This window comes from Clavibacter phaseoli, assembly GCF_021922925.1.
GTDB lineage: Bacteria > Actinomycetota > Actinomycetes > Actinomycetales > Microbacteriaceae > Clavibacter > Clavibacter phaseoli.
In genome coordinates, this window is the sequence record NZ_CP040786.1 from 2,871,090 (window position 1) to 2,883,780 (window position 12,691).

Genomic DNA, 12,691 nt, shown 5'->3' on the forward strand with positions numbered 1-12,691 from the left:
GTCGTATCGGTGATGTCTCCGAGCGTGCTGCGACCCCCGACCCCTCACAAGGAGGCACTCCCGTGTCACTCACGCACACCGCGGTGACCGCGGACCTCGAGCCCTGCGGCCGCGAGGACCACCCCGACTGCGGGATCCGCGACGTGCTCGATCGCCTCGGCGACACCTGGTCGGTGCTCGTCGTCGTCGAGCTGGCGTCGGGCGAGCGGCGGTTCCGCGAGCTGCAGCGCGCCATCGACGGGATCTCGCAGCGCATGCTGACCCTCACCCTCCGCCGCCTCGAGCGCGACGGCCTCGTCACCCGCACGGTGTTCCCGACGGTGCCCGCGCAGGTCTCCTATGCGCTCACGCCGTCGGGCAGCCGACTCACGCACCTCATCAAGGCGCTCGGCGACTGGGCGCTCGCGGAGCGCGCGGGCATCGCGGCGGCTCGCGAGGAGTACGACGCGGGGCATCCCGGGCACGGGATCCGGTAGACGAGCGGGATGCGTCCGGCGACGGCGGCCGACCGGCCGCTCGCTCACCTGCCGCCGAACGCCGCCCCCGCCCGGAACGCGCCCGGCGTCTCGCCCGTGCGCAGGCGGAAGGACGTGGAGAAGTTCGACGCGTCGTCGAAGCCCAGCTCGGCGGCGATGTCCGCCACCGGCTGCTGCGTGTGCACGAGGAGGCGCCGAGCTTCCAGAACGATCCGGTCGTCGATGACCGCCTTCGGCGTGGTGCCGTGCTCGGCGGCCGCGCGCACCAGCGTCTTGGTCGACCAGCCCAGGCGGCGTGCGTAGTCGGCAACCAGACGCTCCGAGCGGAAGCGCGCATCCACCTCGGCCTGGAACGACGTGAAGACGCGGTGGCGATCCGTGCTCGGGCCCCCGGCGCTCGCGTGCTGCGCGCGATCCGCGGCATCGGGCGCCGCCGCAGCCAGGCGGAGGAGCACGGCGGACAGCGCCGCCTCGCGGGCCAACGACCGGGCGGCCGGATCCCGGATCCCCGCGTCGTCCGCGTGCAGCGCCCGCCACGCATCCGCGGCCCCCGACTCCCGCAGCTGATCCGCGGTCCAGGCGGGGATGCTGCCTGCCGAGCCGGAGTACCCCGCAGCGGTGAGCGCCTGCTGCACCTCGGGCGGGATGACGTGCGAGGGGAACATCGCCACCCGGCCCTCGAGGGTGGAGATGTCGCCCCAGCGGTGCACCTGCCCGGCCCGCACCCAGAGCGCTTCGCCGATGCCGAGCTCATGCGGCACGAGGTCGACCACGTGCACGGTGCTCCCGCGCTCGAGGAGGTAGACCATGTCGAAGCCCAGGCGCTGCGTGCTCGCGAACTCCCGGCGGCCGCCCCGGCGGATGATCTCGCGGAGGCCCGTCAGCTCGATCCCCGGTCCGGGTCCGGGAAGCGAGAACTGCACGCGCCTGACCGTCGGTTGTCCCATATCCACCATGATGGCAGCCATGACGACCGTGACGTCGCCTTACCGCGGCGGCAACATCGGGGCATGACAACCACGCAGGAGACTCCCGCCAGTCTCGACTACACCATCCTCGACTCGGGCTCCTCCTCCCTCGAGAAGACCCTCACCCTCGTGACCGGCAGCACGGAGGCCGTGCTCGTCGACGCCGGCTTCACCCGCTCCGCCGGCCACCGCGCCGTAGCGGCCGTGCTCGACTCCGGCAAGGAGCTCACCACCGTCTTCATCGGCGCCGGCGACCCCGACTTCTACTTCGGCGCGGAGGTCATCCAGGACGCGTTCCCGGAGGCCCGCTTCGTCGCCCCCGCCGCCGTGATCGAGCACATCGACCACAGCTACGAAGGCAAGCTGGAGGCCTGGGCGCACCTGGGCGCGAACCTCCCCACCCGCAAGGTCGAGCTCACGCCGTTCGACGGCGACCGCATCGCCATCGACGACGCCGTGCTCGAGGTGCGCCACGCGGAGGTCGACCCGGCCGACCGCGGCTGGTACCTCTTCGACCCGGCCAGCCGCACCATCCTCGGCGGGATCCTCGTCTTCGGCGGCCTGCACGTCTGGACGGCCGACACCGCGGCTCCCGAGCAGCGCGCGGCCTGGTCAGCGGCCCTCGACGGGCTCGAGGCCCTCGATCCCACGCTCGTCGTGGCCGGCCACCGCGACCCGGCGTTCCCCGCCGACGTGCGCGCGATCCGCCACACCCGCGACTACCTCGCGGCCTTCGAGGCCGCGATCGCCGCCAGCGGCACCGCGGAGGAGGCCGAGCAGAGCCTCCAGGCCCGGTACCCGGACGCCGGCCTCGGCGTGGCCGCGCACCTCGGCACCCGCGTCGCGAAGGGCGAGATGTCATGGGGCTGACCCCGACCGACGACTCGCCGCGCGCCGTCGTGCGCCGGCAGTACCTCGCCTCCGCCGCGGGCGACCTCGAGGCCCTCCGCGCCACCCTCGCTCCCGACGTGGAGTGGACCGAGATGGCCGGCTTCCCCCTGGCCGGCACCTACCGCACCCCCACGGGCGTCACCGCCGCGGTGATGGAGCGGCTCGGCGCCGAGTGGGTCGGCTGGGCCGCCCACGACGACACGTACGTGGTCGAGGGCGAGGACGTGGTGGTGCTCGCGCGCTACACGGCGACGCACGGCACCACGGGCAAGGCGCTCGACGCCCGGGTCGCGCACCACTTCGTCGTGCGCGGCGGCCTCATCGTGCGCTTCGAGCAGTTCGTCGACACGGCGCTCGTGCGCGACGCCGCATCCTGACGGAGGTCCGCCTCGCGGTCGGGTCGCGCTGGTCCGGCGGCGGGCGGGAGGCTACGGCCCCTCGCCCACCGCCGGCCCCGAGTAGTGGTGGTCGAACACCACGCTCGTGCGGGTCGACGCCACGGCCGGGTGCGCCGAGAGGTGCTGGAGGACGAAGTCGCGGAGGTGGTCGCTGTCGCGGACGGCGATGTGGACGATGAAGTCCTCGGATCCGCCGAGGAAGAAGAGCTGCACCACGTCGGCGAGCTCGCGCATCTCGTCGGCGAAGCGGGCCATCTCGTGGCGGGCGCCCGCGCGGATCGCGATGCTGATGAGCGCCTGCAGGCCCACGCCCACCGCGTCCGCGTCGATCGTGGCGGTGAATCCGGTGATCACGCCGCGCTCCACGAGGCCGCGCACCCGGGTCACGCACGTCGACGGCGCGATGCCCGCCTGCTCGGCGAGGCGGCTGTTCGGGGTGCGCGCGTCGGCCCGGAGGAGGGCGACGAGCTTCCGGTCGATCGCGTCGAGCGGCTCGGGCGCCCGCATTTCCTTCGTCGGCATCGGCCATTCTCGCTGTCGGGGCGAAGGATCGCGCAGGTGAGGCGATCCGCACCGACGATCCTACGGAGTTAACGCGTTTGAAACGCACGATGGCCACCATGAGTCTCGCCCTCCCGCATCGCTGCCGCCGGCCGCACCTCGCGGGGAGACGAGACGGAGCACGCATGAAGGTCGGGATCCCCACCGAGATCAAGAACAACGAGAACAGGGTCGCCGCCACGCCCGCGGGCGTGCACGAGCTCGTGCGCCGCGGCCACGAGGTGCTCGTGCAGGAGGGCGCGGGACTCGGATCCAGCATCACCGACGCCGACTACGTCGAGGCGGGCGCGACCATCGTCGCTACGGCCGACGAGGTGTGGGGCGCCGCGGACCTGCTGCTCAAGGTGAAGGAGCCCATCGCGGAGGAGTACCCGCGCATGCGCCCCGGCCAGACCCTCTTCACCTACCTGCACCTCGCGGCGTCGCGGCCCTGCACGGACGCGCTCGTCGCCTCCGGCACCACGGCCATCGCCTACGAGACGGTGCAGCTGCCGAACCGCCAGCTGCCGCTCCTCCAGCCGATGAGCGAGGTCGCCGGCCGGCTCTCCACCCAGGTCGGCGCGTACCACCTGATGCGCGCGGCCGGCGGGCGCGGGATCCTCCTCGGCGGCGTCCCCGGCACCCCGAAGGCGCGCGTCGTCGTGATCGGCGGCGGCGTCGCGGGCGAGCACGCGGCGGCGAACGCGCTCGGCATGGGCGCCGACGTCACGATCATCGACCTCTCGATCCCCCGGCTCCGCGAGCTCGAGATCCGCTTCGGCGGGCAGGTGCAGACGCGCGTCTCCTCGGCGTACGAGATCGCGGCGCAGCTGAAGGACGCCGACCTCGTGATCGGCTCGGTCCTCATCCCCGGCGCGCAGGCCCCGAAGCTCGTGACCGACCAGATGGTCGCGACGATGAAGAAGGGCGCCGTGCTCGTCGACATCGCCATCGACCAGGGCGGCTGCTTCGAGGGTTCCCGCCCCACCACGCACGACGACCCCACCTTCGACGTGCACGACAGCGTCTACTACTGCGTCGCCAACATGCCGGGCGCGGTGCCGGAGACCTCGACGCGCGCGCTGACGAACGCGACGCTGCCGTACGTGATCGCGCTCGCGGAGAAGGGGTGGAAGAAGGCCCTCGCGGAGGATCCCGCGCTCGCCCTCGGCCTCAACGTGCACGACGGCCACGTGACCAACTCGCACGTCGCGGCGGCGCTCGACATGCCGCTGACGCCGGTCGCCGAGGTGCTCGCCTAGCCCACGCGCCCGAGGCCGTCGCGGGATCGTGACCCCGCGACGGCCGGATCCGCCCGCATCCCTGGCAGGGTCGACGCATGACCTTCCGCTACGCGCCCGAACCCGACTCCAGCGCACCCCGCGAGCGGAAGGCCGTCAACGGCGTCGGCATCGCCGCGCTCATCGTCGGCGGGCTCGCGCTCATCGGCTCGGTCATCCCGCTCGTGAACTACGTGTCCGGGTTCCTCGCGGTCGTCGGCATCGTGCTCGGGATCATCGGCCTGATCCTCAGGGACCGGCCCAAGGGCATGGCGCTCGGCGGCCTCGTCCTGAGCGCGATCGCGCTGATCCTCTCGATCGTGCTCGCGATCGTCTACACGGCGGGCATCGTCACGGCCATCACGGGCGCGGTGCGCGAGTCCGAGTCGCGGTCGTCGGCGGAGGCATCCGACGAGCCGCACGTCACCTACCAAGTTGAGGGCACGGGCGGCACGGTCACCGCGGGCGTGCTCTGGACCACGTCCGTCGGCGGCTCCGTCGGCTCCGAGCAGGCGTCCGACCAGCCGCTCCCGTTCAGCCGCGAGGTCGTCATCCCCGACACCGCCGCCTTCGACATGGCGGCGTTCTCCGTGAGCGCGGTCGCGAGCGTCGACCCGGCGGTCTCGGCGGACGGCGACATCACCTGCCGGATCCTCGTGGGCGACCACATCGTCACCGAGCAGCGGGCCGAGGGCGACGGCGCCACGGTCACCTGCACCGCCACGGCGGAGGACCTGCGGGACATCGCCGGGTGATGCGCCGGCCGATGCGTCGTCCGGGCGTCGGAACCGCGTCCCGGTCGCGAGCCCGCGCGTGACGGGATCGACCCCCTACGGCCCGGCGACGCCTCCGCGGGATCCAGCGGCATCGCCCTCTCCGCCGGTCGCCCCGGTGCGGGGACGGAACGAGGCGGCGTGGACCGCCGTCGTGCTCGCGGTCCTGGCGCTCGTCGGCGCCCTGGTGCCGGTGCTGGATCTCGTCACCGGGCTCCTCGCCGTCGTGGGTGCGGTGTTCGGGATCCTCGCGCTCACCCGCAAGCGGCAGCGGAACTCCCGACCCCTGGCGATCACCGGGCTGGCGCTCAACGTCGTGGCGCTCGTGACGTGGGCGATCGCGATCACGACGATCGTCGGCCTGGTGCTCGACACGTACCCGCCGTCGCCCCCGGACACCGCGTCCAGCCCGGTGCCGACGACGCCCGGCACCCCCGAGGTCGTCTACCCGGTCACGCTCACCGTGGAGCTGAGCGGCAGCGCGCCCCAGGTGCGCACGATCTGGCTGGGCGGCCTGAACGAGGAGTACCGCGACGAGCCGGCGGATGACCTCCCCCTCACCCAGGAGCACGACGTCTACCTCACCGACGCCGCCTACTCCGCCGGCGACTACTTCAGCGTCACCGCCGTGCTCGGCGAGACGGGCGGCACCGTCTCCTGCCGGCTCCGGGTGGCGGACCGGATCCTGGCGGAGGACACCGTGACGGGACGGGACGAGGCGGCGTCGTGCCAGGTGACGGCGTTCGACATGCTCGACTACCGGCACAGCGCGGGATAGCCCCGGCGGCCCGACGTGGGGGCGAGGTCCCCGAACCCTCCCTCGTCGTCCGACCGGCACGTGGTGGTGAGCTGTACCCGTGCACCGTCCCCGGTGCGAGGTGCGGGGCTGACTCGTGCTCGGCTCTCGCCGGGTGCGCTGCCCTCCGCGCCACAGGTGGATCGGATTGCCCGCCGATCCGTCGGGGTGTGCCCGCTCCGGACGACTACCGACTCGCCCCTACGCCTCGTCGACCACCTCCACCTCCCAGTTCGCGCGCTGGATCAGGGCGTCGAGCTCGCGGAGCTCCCGCGCCGTGTCGTCGGCCCGGTCGCGCACCTCGCGGATCGGCAGCGCCGCGATCTGCCGCAGCTCGCTCCGCATCTGCCGCGGCGCGTACGAGCCGCCGCCGCCCCGGCCGGAGGCGGCGTCGGCCGCGTCCACGAGGATCCCGTGCCGCGTCCGCAGCGCGTCCCGCCGGGCGAGCGCCGACGTGAGGGGCGTGCCGTCGTCGAGGCGGGCCGCCGTGTTGGTGAGGTTGATCCGCGTCACGAGCCCCGCGAGCCGGTCGACCGTCTCGACGGCCTCCTCGAGCAGCGCGGCCGCGTCCTCCGCCGGATCCTCGCCCTCCTGGTACCGGGCGCTCGCCTGGATCCTGCTCCGCAGCGACTCGACGCGCCTCTGCAGGTCGGACCGTTCCATCAGCGCCTCGGCGAGTCTCATGCGTCCACCGTGCCACAGCGCCGCCGGTCCGGGGACGGGCGCCGGGATACCATTCCCGACATGCCGTCGACCCCGCCGAGCGATCGGCCCGCCCTCGGCCGCCCCGCCGCGATCGACCCGCAGGAGCTCGCCCGCGCGGCCATCGGCCTGTTCGCCGAGCGCGGCTACGAGGCCGTGAGCATGGCCGACATCGCCGAGGCCGCGGGCGTCGGCCGCCGCAGCCTCTTCCGCTACTTCCCGACCAAGGCCGACCTGGTGTGGGCGGGGGCCGACGTCGTCGGCGCGGAGCTCGAGCGCCTCCTCGGCGAGGGCCCGGGTGACCGGCCGCTGGGGGAGGCGTACGCGGACGCGTTCGTCGGCGCGCTCGGACCGCGCTTCCTCGACCTCGGCATGACGCGGGTGCGGCTGCGGATCATCGACGCGCACCCGGATCTGCACAGCCGGTCGTCACCGCGGATCACGGCCGCGTCGCCCGCGCTCGCCGAGTTCGTGGCGCGCGGCCTGCCCGACCTCCGCGGCACGCTCGAGGCGGCCGTGGTCGCCGAGGCGCTCGCGTCGGCGAGCCACACGGCCCTGCGATGGTGGGCGACCCGATCCGACGACGAGCGGCCCGACGACGCGATCCGCCGGGCCGTCCGTGCGCTCGCGCTCCCCGGCGACGCCCGCGAGATCGACGCCCGCTAGATCGCGGACCAGCCGCCGTCGGAGGCGAGGATCACGCCGTTGACGTTGCTGGCCTGGTCGCTCGCGAGCCAGATCACCGAGTTCGCCATCTCGTCGGCCTCGACCGGCGCCGGCACGATCGTCTGCATGATCGGCCCGAGGACCCGGCCGGTGAGCTCCGAGCGCATGGGCGCCTCGATCGCCGTGTTTGTCGCGCCCGGCGCCACCGCGTTCACGCGGATGCCCTGACCCGCGTAGAGGACGGCCGTGTTCTTGGTCATGCCGGCGACCGCGTGCTTCGAGGCGGTGTACGCGAGCCCGGCGGCGGATCCGCGGAGCGCGGCCTCGGAGGCGATGTTGACGATCGCGCCCTTCCCGGCCTCGACCATGAGCGGCAGCACCGCGCGCGTCAGGCGCATGACGGCGGTGACGTTCACCGCGAACACGAGGTCCCACGTGCGGTCGTCGACCTCCGCGGCCGGCAGGAAGCCGTCCATGATCCCGGCGACGTTCGCGAGCACGTCGACCCGGCCGTCGGCCGCGGCGACGATCGCCCGCACGCCGTCCTCCGTGGTGATGTCGCCCACCACGGGCACGAGGTCGAGGTCGGGCTCCTCCGCGACGAGCGCGTCGAGCCGCTCGGCCGAGACGTCCGCGGCGATCACGCGCGCGCCCTCCCGGGCGAAGCGCAGCGCCGAGGCGCGGCCGATGCCGCTGCCGGCTCCGGTGACGATGGCGGTGCGTCCGCCGAACTGCTGGTCCTGGGTCATGTCGTTCCTCCGCTGTCGGGTCGGCCTCGTCGCCGACCCGATCATTATGGCACGCGGTGCCATATAGCGGTGGGGGTCAGCTCGCGACGGCCTCGACCTCGGCCGCGTGCCGCCCTGCCCGGCCCGACGGCCACCAGAACCGGTCGCCCAGCAGGAAGACCAGCGCCGGCACGAGGAGCGTCCGCACCACGAGCGTGTCGAGCAGCACGCCGATGCAGACGATGACGCCGATCTGCGTCAGCGCCACCACGGGCAGCACGCCGAGCACCGCGAAGACCGCGGCGAGCAGGATGCCCGCGCTCGTGATCACGCCGCCCGTCGACGCGAGAGCCCGCACCATGCCCTCGCGCGTGCCGTGCAGGCGCCGCTCCTCGCGCGCCCGGGTGACGAGGAAGATGTTGTAGTCGACCCCCAGTGCCACCAGGAAGAGGAACGCGAACAGCACCACGTTCGCGTCGAACGCGGGGAAGCCGAGCACCTGCTGGAACAGGACGTTCGCCGCGCCGAGGCTCGCGAAGAACGTGGCCAGCACGCTCGCGATGAGGAGCACCGGGGCCACCAGCGAGCGCAGCAGCAGGCCGAGGATCACGAAGACGATGGCCAGGATGATCGGGATGATCAGCCCCTGGTCGCGCTCGGACGACGCGGCGGTGTCGGCGGCCGTGGCGTCGCTGCCGCCCACGAGCGTCGTGGACTCCGCGCCCGGCGCGTCCGCGTAGGCGTCGCGGAGGTCCTGCACGGCCGCGAAGGCGGCCGCGCTCTCGGGCTCGGCGTCGAGCTGCACGTCGATGCGGGCGCGGCCCTCCGCCGACTCGCCGGCTCGGGCGCCCGCGACGCCGGGGACGGACAGGGCGGTGGCGACCGCGTCGGCGGCCACCGCATCCGGCGCGAGCACGACGGTCTGCGCCGTGAGGCCGGCGGAGAACGAGGCGTCGACGACCTCCTGGGCCGCGACCGACTCGGGGTCGCCGAGCAGCTGGTCCGTCTGCGACAGACCGACGCGCGCGCCGACGAGGCCGAGCGCGAGCACGCCGACGCCCGCGAGGGCCGCGACGGCCACGACCGCGGGGCGGCGCCGGACCCGGAGGCCGAGCCGCCGCCACACGCCGGGCTTCCCGCCGTGGTCGGCGTCGGTCCCGGCGCGCGGGATGAACGGCCAGAACAGGCCCCGGCCGCAGACCACGAGCGCGGCGGGCAGCACGAGCAGGGCCGCGGCGATCGCGATGAGCACGCCGATCGCGCATGCGAAGCCGAGCGCTCGGTTGCCGGAGAGCTCGGCGAGCAGCAGGGTCACCAGGCTGAGCGCGACCGTCCCGCCGCTCGCCGCGATGGCGGGTCCCGCGCTCGTGACCGCCGTGAGCATGGCCGCGTGGCGGTCCTCCTGGCGCGTCAGCTCCTCCCGGTAGCGCGCCACGAGCAGCAGCGCGTAGTTCGTGCCGGCGCCGAAGACCAGCACCGAGAGGATCCCGCCGATCGAGGCGTCGATCGTGATCCCGAGCGGCTCCGCCAAGGCCGTCACGACCACGCGAGCGAGGCCGTCGGCGACGCCGACCACGACGAGGGGGACGATCCAGAGCACGGGGCTGCGGTACGTGACGATGAGCAGGACCGCGACCACGAGCACCGTCACGAGCAGCAGCCGGAAGTCGGCGCCCGCGAACGCGTTCGCGATGTCGGCCTGGAAGCCGACGGGGCCGGTGAGCTGCGCGACGAGCCCGTCCGGGAGGCCGTCCGCGGCCGTGGTGCGGAGGGCCTCGGCCGCCCCGGCGACGTCGTCGGCGACCACGGACGCGTCGAGCGGCACGGCGACCAGCGCCGCGCGTCCGTCGTCGCTGGTCTGCGGCACGACGGCCCGCGGGGCGATGGATCCGGTGGCCAGCGCCTGGGCGCGCTGCGCGATCGCGGCGGTGTCGGCGTCGGTGAGGGCGGCGCCGTCGCGGCTGAAGACGAGGATCCCGACCGTCGTGTCCGCGCTCGGGAACCGCTCGAGCAGCTCGCTCACCTGCCGCGCCTGGCTCGACTCCGGCAGGCCCGAGGGCGGGAACGCGTCCGCCTCGCCCTTCGGCAGGAAGGCGAACAGGGCGGCGACGGCGACGGCCGCCGCGACGAGCGCCATCCAGGCGGTGCGGCGGGAGCTGACGAAGCGGGCGATGGATCTCACGGGTCCTCCAGACGTGCGTTGATCGTCAGCCTACTGATGGTCAAGCGCCTTAGCTACCTCCGGCGTACGATGGCGCCATGCCCCGCGCCCGTCCCCGCCCCGATCCGGACGCGCCCGCCGCCGTCCCGGCACCGGGGACGGGCGTCCCGGCCGAGGCGCACGAGGCCGGCGAGCTCGGCCGGATCCTGCGCGACGTGCTGGGCCTCGCCGCGGGGTTCGAGCGCCGGCTCGGCGCCGTGCTCGAGGTCAACGCCACCGACATGAAGGCGATGGAGCACCTCATCCAGGAGGGGTCGCTGTCGCCCACCGAGCTCGCGGGCCGCCTCGGGATCTCCACCGCCGCCGCGACGCTCGTGGTGGACCGGCTCGTCGAGGTCGGCCACGTCGACCGCCGCCCGCATCCGCACGACCGCCGCCGCGTCGTCGTGGTCCCGCGGCCCGCGTCCGTCGGCCGTGCCATGGCGGAGCTGATGCCCATGATCGGCGGCGTCGCGCGCGCCGCCGACGCCCTGACCGACGAGGAGCGCGCCGCCGTGATGCGGTTCCTCGGCGAGGTGCGCGAGGTCTACCGGGAGGCGGCCGCGGGTCCCGCGGGATCCGGGGTCGGCGCGGAGCCGCCCGCCGCTCGATGATCCCGTCCCCGTCCACCGCGCGTGCACCCGGCGCTCGGGCGGCGTCCACCGTGTTCGGGGATGATGGACCCGCATCAACCACCACCACCACGACGCGCACGCGGCCTGCGGGCACGCGGCAGAGGAGGACCATGAGCGGGACCGAGCGGGACACGACCACGCCGACGCGGGGACTGGTGCTGGGCGGCGGCGGCGTCGCCGGGATCGCGTGGGAGACGGGACTGCTCTCGGGCCTCATCGCCGCGGGCGTGGACCTCGGCGCGGCCGACACGGTCGTCGGCACCTCGGCCGGATCCGTCGTCGCGATCAACCTGCGCGCGGGCGCCATCGACGCCGCCTACGACGAGCACTTCGTCGACGTGGCCGGCATGGCCGAGCCGACCGGCAGCCGCGACCTCGCGCGCACGGTCGAGGTCATCGGCGAGGGCGTCGCGAGCACCGAGGGCGAGATCCCCACGCGCCAGCGCATCGGCGAGTTCGCGCTCGAGGAGTACGACCCCGAGGTGGACGACGCGGCGAGCGTCGAGCGCATCGGCCAGCTGCTGCCCATCCGCGACTGGCCCGAGCAGGATCTCCGCATCACCGCGGTCGACGCCGGCACCGGCCGCTTCACCGTGTTCGACAAGGAGTCCGGCGCCGACCTCGTGCGCGCGTCCGCCGCGAGCTGCGCCGTCCCCGGCGTCTTCCCGCCCGTCACCATCGACGGCCGCCCCTACATGGACGGCGGCATGCGCTCCGGCACGAACGCCGACGTCGTCGCCGACCACGAGCGGATCCTCGTCGTCGCGTGCGGCCCCGAGGCTCCGCAGAGCGGCATGGGCCCGACGCTCTCCACCGTGGTGCAGCAGCTCCGCGGCCGGGCCGACGTGCTCGTGATCCAGGCCGACGCCGAGAGCACGGCCGCCTTCGGCGAGAACTCGCTCCTGCTCTCGACCCGGAAGGCGTCCGCCGAGGCGGGCCGCCGCCAGGCCGAGCGCCTGGCCGAGGAGATCCGCGCCTTCTGGGGCTGATCCCCCCGCACGACGTCGAGGGGCCCGGCCGCGCGAACGCTGCCGGGTCCCTCGTGGTGCGGGGTGGGGATCAGGCGGCGGGCACCGCGTCCGCGAGCCCGGCGTGCGCCGCGTGCTCCGGGTAGAGCAGCGGCAGCTGGAGCGTGAGCCACGGGCTGAAGGCCCACGGCGTGTGGGCGACCGCGGGGATGAGCTCCTCGGGATCCACCCACTGGAACTCGCCCACCTCCTCGGGCCGCGGGTCCACCGGCGTCGCGGCCACGGCGCGGAAGACCGGGCAGATCTCGTTCTCGACGACGCCCGCGGCGTCGGTGGCGCGGTAGCGGAAGTCCGGCAGCACGAGCTCGACCGACGCGAGCGTCAGCCCGAGCTCCTGCTCGGCGCGGCGGTGCACGGCCTCGAGCATGTCCTCGCCGGGCGCGGGGTGGCCGCAGAAGGAGTTGGTCCAGACGCCCGGCCAGGTGAGCTTGCCGATGGCGCGGCGCGTGACGAGGATCCGCCCCTCGGCGTCGAAGACGTGGCACGAGAACGCGAGGTGCAGCGCGGTGTCGCGGGTGTGGACCGTCGCCTTGGGCGCCGTCCCGATGGTCTCGCCGTCGTCGTCCAGGAGGACGACGAGCTCGGTGTGCTGTGACATGCGCTCCCTGCT

At 74.2% G+C, this 12,691-nt stretch carries 15 protein-coding genes; 9 read left to right on the forward strand and 6 right to left on the reverse strand.

The features are described from left to right. The first annotated feature begins 62 nt into the window (after positions 1-62). Complete coding sequence (locus tag FGI33_RS13635; RefSeq protein ID WP_119433796.1) at positions 63-476, forward strand: winged helix-turn-helix transcriptional regulator; 414 nt, start codon at positions 63-65, stop codon at positions 474-476. Positions 477-520: 44 nt separating this feature from the next. Here the strand turns inward: FGI33_RS13635 and FGI33_RS13640 are convergent, their stop codons facing one another. Then, positions 521-1,399 carry an AraC family transcriptional regulator gene (locus FGI33_RS13640; protein ID WP_182623253.1) on the reverse strand — a complete coding sequence of 293 codons (879 nt, stop codon included), beginning with the start codon at positions 1,397-1,399 and terminating at the stop codon, positions 521-523. A gap of 87 nt (positions 1,400-1,486) precedes the next feature. On the opposite strand from FGI33_RS13640, the gene FGI33_RS13645 reads away from it, so the two are divergent. Next, the gene (locus FGI33_RS13645) at positions 1,487-2,314 is read left to right on the forward strand and encodes an MBL fold metallo-hydrolase (protein WP_119433798.1); all 828 of its coding nucleotides are present in this window, start codon (positions 1,487-1,489) and stop codon (positions 2,312-2,314) included. Further along, positions 2,305-2,712 carry a nuclear transport factor 2 family protein gene (locus FGI33_RS13650; RefSeq protein WP_119433799.1) on the forward strand — a complete coding sequence of 136 codons (408 nt, stop codon included), beginning with the start codon at positions 2,305-2,307 and terminating at the stop codon, positions 2,710-2,712. The genes FGI33_RS13645 and FGI33_RS13650 overlap by 10 nt, the downstream gene beginning before the upstream one ends. A gap of 51 nt (positions 2,713-2,763) precedes the next feature. On the opposite strand, the gene FGI33_RS13655 is transcribed toward FGI33_RS13650, so the two are convergent. Next, positions 2,764-3,255: an Lrp/AsnC family transcriptional regulator gene (locus FGI33_RS13655; RefSeq protein WP_119433800.1), complete on the reverse strand. Its 492-nt coding sequence runs from the start codon at positions 3,253-3,255 to the stop codon at positions 2,764-2,766. Between the two features lie 164 nt (positions 3,256-3,419). Between FGI33_RS13655 and ald the strand changes: the two genes are divergently transcribed. The 3 genes from ald (at position 3,420) to FGI33_RS13670 (ending at position 6,104) form a co-directional block, all read left to right on the forward strand. Then, positions 3,420-4,535 carry an alanine dehydrogenase gene (gene ald, locus FGI33_RS13660; protein ID WP_119433801.1) on the forward strand — a complete coding sequence of 372 codons (1,116 nt, stop codon included), beginning with the start codon at positions 3,420-3,422 and terminating at the stop codon, positions 4,533-4,535. Between the two features lie 77 nt (positions 4,536-4,612). Further along, positions 4,613-5,308 carry a DUF4190 domain-containing protein gene (locus FGI33_RS13665; protein WP_119433802.1) on the forward strand — a complete coding sequence of 232 codons (696 nt, stop codon included), beginning with the start codon at positions 4,613-4,615 and terminating at the stop codon, positions 5,306-5,308. A 136-nt stretch (positions 5,309-5,444) separates the two neighbouring features. Beyond that, complete coding sequence (locus tag FGI33_RS13670) at positions 5,445-6,104, forward strand: DUF4190 domain-containing protein (protein WP_119433803.1); 660 nt, start codon at positions 5,445-5,447, stop codon at positions 6,102-6,104. 219 nt (positions 6,105-6,323) lie between these two features. Here FGI33_RS13670 and FGI33_RS13675 read toward each other — a convergent pair whose 3' ends face one another. Further along, positions 6,324-6,806 carry a DIP1984 family protein gene (locus tag FGI33_RS13675; protein WP_237582020.1) on the reverse strand — a complete coding sequence of 161 codons (483 nt, stop codon included), beginning with the start codon at positions 6,804-6,806 and terminating at the stop codon, positions 6,324-6,326. Positions 6,807-6,866: 60 nt separating this feature from the next. Between FGI33_RS13675 and FGI33_RS13680 the strand changes: the two genes are divergently transcribed. Continuing rightward, positions 6,867-7,490, forward strand: a complete 624-nt coding sequence (locus FGI33_RS13680) for a TetR/AcrR family transcriptional regulator (RefSeq protein WP_119435454.1) — start codon at positions 6,867-6,869, stop codon at positions 7,488-7,490. On the opposite strand, the gene FGI33_RS13685 is transcribed toward FGI33_RS13680, so the two are convergent. Together FGI33_RS13685 and FGI33_RS13690 are read right to left on the reverse strand one after the other, a co-directional pair. Continuing rightward, complete coding sequence (locus FGI33_RS13685; protein WP_119435453.1) at positions 7,487-8,239, reverse strand: SDR family NAD(P)-dependent oxidoreductase; 753 nt, start codon at positions 8,237-8,239, stop codon at positions 7,487-7,489. The two genes, FGI33_RS13680 and FGI33_RS13685, sit on opposite strands and share 4 nt — an antisense overlap. 76 nt (positions 8,240-8,315) lie before the next feature. Next, entirely contained in the window at positions 8,316-10,400 is a 2,085-nt protein-coding gene (locus FGI33_RS13690) for an MMPL family transporter (protein WP_237582021.1), read from the reverse strand. Positions 10,401-10,477: 77 nt separating this feature from the next. Between FGI33_RS13690 and FGI33_RS13695 the strand changes: the two genes are divergently transcribed. Beyond that, on the forward strand, positions 10,478-11,032 hold the full coding sequence (locus tag FGI33_RS13695; RefSeq protein WP_237582022.1) for a MarR family transcriptional regulator: 555 nt from the start codon (positions 10,478-10,480) through the stop codon (positions 11,030-11,032). Between the two features lie 131 nt (positions 11,033-11,163). Next, positions 11,164-12,042 carry a patatin-like phospholipase family protein gene (locus FGI33_RS13700; protein ID WP_119402602.1) on the forward strand — a complete coding sequence of 293 codons (879 nt, stop codon included), beginning with the start codon at positions 11,164-11,166 and terminating at the stop codon, positions 12,040-12,042. 70 nt (positions 12,043-12,112) lie between these two features. Here the strand turns inward: FGI33_RS13700 and idi are convergent, their stop codons facing one another. After that, positions 12,113-12,679: an isopentenyl-diphosphate Delta-isomerase gene (gene idi, locus FGI33_RS13705; protein ID WP_119402603.1), complete on the reverse strand. Its 567-nt coding sequence runs from the start codon at positions 12,677-12,679 to the stop codon at positions 12,113-12,115. Between the last annotated feature and the right edge of the window lie 12 nt (positions 12,680-12,691).

Coding starts and splice junctions, on each gene's coding strand:
- FGI33_RS13645 (WP_119433798.1), top strand. CDS start 1,487: ATGACAACCACGCAGGAGACTCCCGCCAGTCTCGACTACACCATCCTC.
- FGI33_RS13650 (WP_119433799.1), top strand. CDS start 2,305: ATGGGGCTGACCCCGACCGACGACTCGCCGCGCGCCGTCGTGCGCCGG.
- FGI33_RS13655 (WP_119433800.1), bottom strand. CDS start 3,255: ATGCCGACGAAGGAAATGCGGGCGCCCGAGCCGCTCGACGCGATCGAC.
- ald (WP_119433801.1), top strand. CDS start 3,420: ATGAAGGTCGGGATCCCCACCGAGATCAAGAACAACGAGAACAGGGTC.
- FGI33_RS13665 (WP_119433802.1), top strand. CDS start 4,613: ATGACCTTCCGCTACGCGCCCGAACCCGACTCCAGCGCACCCCGCGAG.
- FGI33_RS13675 (WP_237582020.1), bottom strand. CDS start 6,806: ATGAGACTCGCCGAGGCGCTGATGGAACGGTCCGACCTGCAGAGGCGC.
- FGI33_RS13680 (WP_119435454.1), top strand. CDS start 6,867: ATGCCGTCGACCCCGCCGAGCGATCGGCCCGCCCTCGGCCGCCCCGCC.
- FGI33_RS13685 (WP_119435453.1), bottom strand. CDS start 8,239: ATGACCCAGGACCAGCAGTTCGGCGGACGCACCGCCATCGTCACCGGA.
- FGI33_RS13695 (WP_237582022.1), top strand. CDS start 10,478: ATGCCCCGCGCCCGTCCCCGCCCCGATCCGGACGCGCCCGCCGCCGTC.
- FGI33_RS13700 (WP_119402602.1), top strand. CDS start 11,164: ATGAGCGGGACCGAGCGGGACACGACCACGCCGACGCGGGGACTGGTG.
- idi (WP_119402603.1), bottom strand. CDS start 12,679: ATGTCACAGCACACCGAGCTCGTCGTCCTCCTGGACGACGACGGCGAG.